This is a genomic window from Candidatus Megaera venefica, from assembly GCF_034554655.1.
GTDB classification, from domain to species: Bacteria; Pseudomonadota; Alphaproteobacteria; order Rickettsiales; family Rickettsiaceae; genus Megaera_A; species Megaera_A venefica.
In genome coordinates this window covers 1-3,908 of the sequence record NZ_JARJFB010000151.1, presented here as the reverse complement: position 1 = coordinate 3,908, position 3,908 = coordinate 1, and the positions used below count along the sequence as shown (strand labels likewise).

Sequence of the window (3,908 nt, the reverse complement as noted above, 5' to 3'; positions counted from 1 at the left end):
CACTTAAGCTTGTGTTATAACGACAAGTATACTGGTGGGGCCACTAAAAACGAATTTGTAACAAGGATGCTACCTAGTCAAAAAGACTCAGTAAGAAGCTTGACATAAAGAAGAATAGATGTTTTTATGACGTAGTTTGAAAATTTCCTTAACAATTAAGTTTTGTTATGAATGTTTTTTAAATGTTCTGCAGAAAATTTAGGGAAGGGCACAACAACTTATGCGTATAATTAACATTCTGACCTTCATCTTAATAACATTATCTTTTTCTCTCTCATCAGTAAAGGGGGAATTAGTAGAAAGCAAAGATATTTCTTCTGAAAAAAACTCTAGAATTTTAAGTCGTAATCAAGCAATTCTTTATGGAGATAAATTCAAAATTGAGGGGATAAATTTTTCTGGATTAATTGTTGGTGAATTAATCGCTAGCGATACTGACCAAAATAAAAGCTCCAGGTTCAATAAAAAGAATACATATAGTACTTTTTGTGTTCCTAAAATCACTCTATATGCAGTATCAAATTTAAATGAATGGGCTGCTGCAAACCTCGGATTAAATTTTGCGCCGAGTTCTGGTGATTGCTCAGCATGTGGGTATGGAGGAAAAAATGATCCTTCAAGATTCAATAAATATGATAAAATCGATGAGGCGCATATAGTATTTGCTAATAGAGATTTTTCACCTTACTTTGCAAAAATTGGTATTCAATATTTTAATTATGGCCAATATTCTCCCCACTCTATTCCAGCAAATTTTACACAACTACTTACTCAAATTCAAGCGCCTGGTATTACAGTAGGTTATATGCCACCTGAAAATGGATTAAACTTTTCGGTTTTCAGTTTTACTGATAAAATAAAAAAAGATTCAACCTCAAAAATTAATAATATAGGGATTCAAGCTGGTTATATAAGTAACGAGGAGTCTGGCAAGACAGAGCTAAGTTTAGATATCGTAAAAAACATAGCAAGCTCAGTTAATTATATTGTATCTTCAAGTCAGTGTTGTATAAACCCTCTAAATAAATCATATAGGAAATCGGTTCCTGGAGTCAGCTTTACGGCTAAAAAACAATTTTCTGACTTTTACACAACCGCTCAATTTACTTCTGCTCTCACAAAATTCGACAAGAAAGATATATCCTGGAAAGAATCTGGAGCCAAACCTGCGGCATTGTTATTAGATGTTACTTATAAATTTAAAGCTTTTAGCGAAAAGCAAAACCTAGTTGGAATGAATTATCAAAAATCAACACAAGCTCTTAATTTAAAAGGTAATGATCTTGGACGTGGTTTGCCAGAACATAGAGTTCAAGCTTATTACTCTATTGAGGCTTGGAAAAATATTGAACTTGGAACTCAAATTATTTGGGATAAAGACTATAAAAGCAAAAATGGTGGTACTGGTAAAACTTCAGTAACATCACTAATTACCTTAATGGCAAAAATAATGTGAGATGAAGATTTAAGGGCTGGCAGTTAAATGGTATAAAATTTTCATGGCCAACCACAACAGTACGTTTTGCAGTTGAAGTAGAGAAAATACATAGCCAGCGTTTAGAAACGATTACCACTAATATCGCAGGGCTTGGTCAAACCATTAAAGATAGCATGCTGCAAAATCAAAAGACCATCGAAGAAACTGCAAAGGAATCGATAAGACAAATGCAAGAAGCGTGTCTAAGCGTCTTAGAATCGCAAAAGCAACAGCTAGCTGAATTTGCGCAATCTGTTAAAGAGGAAGTGGATGAGGTAACGTCCAATCATGGCAGTAAATTTCTGAGAAATCTGGCCATCACGTTCCGACCATCTGGGCCTAGCAGGGTATATTAGCACAAATATATTTAAAGCACTGCATATACCATATGCAGGATTTTTGGACAAAAATACCGACCTAAACAATACTGAAATTAGTGTAACTAAGGCCTTATCAGAATATAGATACGCCACAAATTTTATTAAAACTAAATTACCAGATATTAGTCACTATTTTGTTCTTAAAAAAAGAGGAAAGAAAAATTTACATAAAGAAATTAGACAAAAATATGCTCAAGGAGTTTGACGAGATAAAGGAGTGGTTTGATAAATTTAGGGGATTTTCTAACAAAGATGGTTTAACTGTTGGTGCATAGGTAAGTATTTCTCTGCATTTATTCAGCTTCACAAGGCTTCTGATATTAAGGTTCAACTGATATAAATGGTTCAAATAAAAAGGAATCAACCATCCAGGTCGTTAAAACGAGGCCTACATTGATCCAAAGTCTGACATAGGCAAAGAGATTTAGAACGTTAATAGCATAACGTATATTTTAATCTTGAAAACCATAACGTTATGGTTTATGTTTTTATATATGATAGATGATAAACTTACCAATAAAAAGAAGCAATTAGATAGCTATAGGCCGTTACCAGAAGCACTTTTACGTAATTTGGATGAATGGTTTAGAGTAGAGCTTACTTATACAAGCAATGCACTTGAAGGAAATACTCTAACACGCCGTAAAACAGCCTTGGTTGTAGAAAAGGGTCTAACTATTGGTGGCAAAACACTTATTGAGCATTTAGAGGCAACTAATCACGCTCATGCGCTGGACTGGGTAAAAGAACAAATTAAATGCAAACCACAAACTTTATGTGAAAAAGATATTTTACTTATCCATGACATTATTTTGAAAGGCATTGATGATTCAAACGCTGGACATTACAGTAATGTGCCCGTAAGAATATCTGGGTCGGCAGTTGTATTACCTAATCCACATAAAGTTCCTGAGTTAATGGAAGGATTTGCAGAATGGTTAAAGGATTCTCAAGATTTTCATCCCGTAGAATTAGCGGCAGAAGCGCATTATAGATTAGTTACTATTCATCCTTTTGTCGATGGCAATGGTAGAACTGCAAGGTTATTGATGAATATGATTCTATTGATGAGAGGATATCCAGCTGCAATTATTCGCAAGCGTGATCGCCTTGCCTATATTAGTGCACTAGAAAAAGCTCAGCTTGGAGGTTCAAAAGACGACTATGTAAAAATTATTATGAAAGCTGTTGATCGTTCCCTCGATATTTACCTCAAAGCTGCACAAGGTGAAACAACTAGCTATGAGGACGATAGTAAACTACTGAAAATTGGTGATCTTGCACAACAAGTTGGGATGCGCAACTCTACTATCCGTCATTGGACAAAACAGGGATTACTCGAAGTTGCGGAAATTACTGATACAGGCTACCAGCTTTATGCTCCTGAAATGATAGACCGAATTAAACAAATTCATATACTTAAGGAACAACGCCTGACTTTACATGAGATTAAAGACTATATACAGGGCATCAGGTGAGACAGCATGGTATAGAATAAATACACATTTACTTTCCATGAACTTTTTAGCTAATGCAAGACCTATACCAGAAGAACCACCAGTAATAAAAACTGTATGATTTAGAAGATTCATTTGTCCCTTTGTTGTCCCTCCGTCAAAACTCTCCCCGCCTGAATTAACAAGGGGTTTCATGTCATAAACAGCTTACAAAATCCATAAGAAAATGGTATAATTACCGCATAAAGCTTACGGATTTTAAAATTATGCCTATAGAAAATATTACTTTTCTCCAAAAACAAGAAAGGTTATTTGAAGAGAAATTATCTACAAAACTAAATCCTAAAAACAAGTTATATAAACTAAGGGATTTAGTAAATTGGTCTGAACTTGAAGCCAGAGCATTGCCTAACATTGAAATCAAGCAATTTGGTAGAAATAAGAAAGATCATAGAGTAATGCTAGCACTATCAATGCTTCAAGCTATGTACAACGGTTCTGATTCGTTTACGGAGGAAGAGCTAAAGGAAAATATTTATTGGCAATATTTTTGTGGTTATGAATATTTGCAGCAAGATCTTGATGTGTCTGAAG

5 protein-coding genes are annotated in these 3,908 nt (G+C 34.5%); 4 read left to right on the top strand and 1 reads right to left on the bottom strand.

Translation table 11 applies throughout. From position 1 onward, the window contains the following. Positions 1-220: 220 nt before the first annotated feature. The 3 genes from Megvenef_RS07850 to Megvenef_RS07840 all read left to right on the top strand — a co-directional run bounded on the left by Megvenef_RS07850 (position 221) and on the right by Megvenef_RS07840 (position 3,335). Positions 221-1,456, top strand: a complete 1,236-nt coding sequence (locus Megvenef_RS07850) for an LbtU family siderophore porin (RefSeq protein ID WP_322777402.1) — start codon at positions 221-223, stop codon at positions 1,454-1,456. Between the two features lie 420 nt (positions 1,457-1,876). Then, entirely contained in the window at positions 1,877-2,062 is a 186-nt protein-coding gene (locus Megvenef_RS07845; RefSeq protein ID WP_322777401.1) for a hypothetical protein, read from the top strand. A gap of 289 nt (positions 2,063-2,351) precedes the next feature. Continuing rightward, entirely contained in the window at positions 2,352-3,335 is a 984-nt protein-coding gene (locus Megvenef_RS07840) for a Fic family protein (RefSeq protein ID WP_322777400.1), read from the top strand. On the opposite strand, the gene Megvenef_RS07835 is transcribed toward Megvenef_RS07840, so the two are convergent. Next, on the bottom strand, positions 3,297-3,509 hold the full coding sequence (locus Megvenef_RS07835; protein ID WP_322777399.1) for a Rossmann-fold NAD(P)-binding domain-containing protein: 213 nt from the start codon (positions 3,507-3,509) through the stop codon (positions 3,297-3,299). The two genes, Megvenef_RS07840 and Megvenef_RS07835, sit on opposite strands and share 39 nt — an antisense overlap. Before the next feature lie 71 nt (positions 3,510-3,580). Here Megvenef_RS07835 and Megvenef_RS07830 point away from each other — a divergent pair. Beyond that, a partial coding sequence (locus tag Megvenef_RS07830; protein ID WP_322776028.1) for a transposase occupies positions 3,581-3,908 on the top strand: 328 nt, incomplete at its 3' end.

Bases quoted from the DNA above. Each gene is read 5' to 3' on its own strand.
- Megvenef_RS07850 (WP_322777402.1), top strand. From the start codon at position 221: ATGCGTATAATTAACATTCTGACCTTCATCTTAATAACATTATCTTTT.
- Megvenef_RS07835 (WP_322777399.1), bottom strand. From the start codon at position 3,509: ATGAAACCCCTTGTTAATTCAGGCGGGGAGAGTTTTGACGGAGGGACA.
- Megvenef_RS07840 (WP_322777400.1), top strand. From the start codon at position 2,352: ATGATAGATGATAAACTTACCAATAAAAAGAAGCAATTAGATAGCTAT.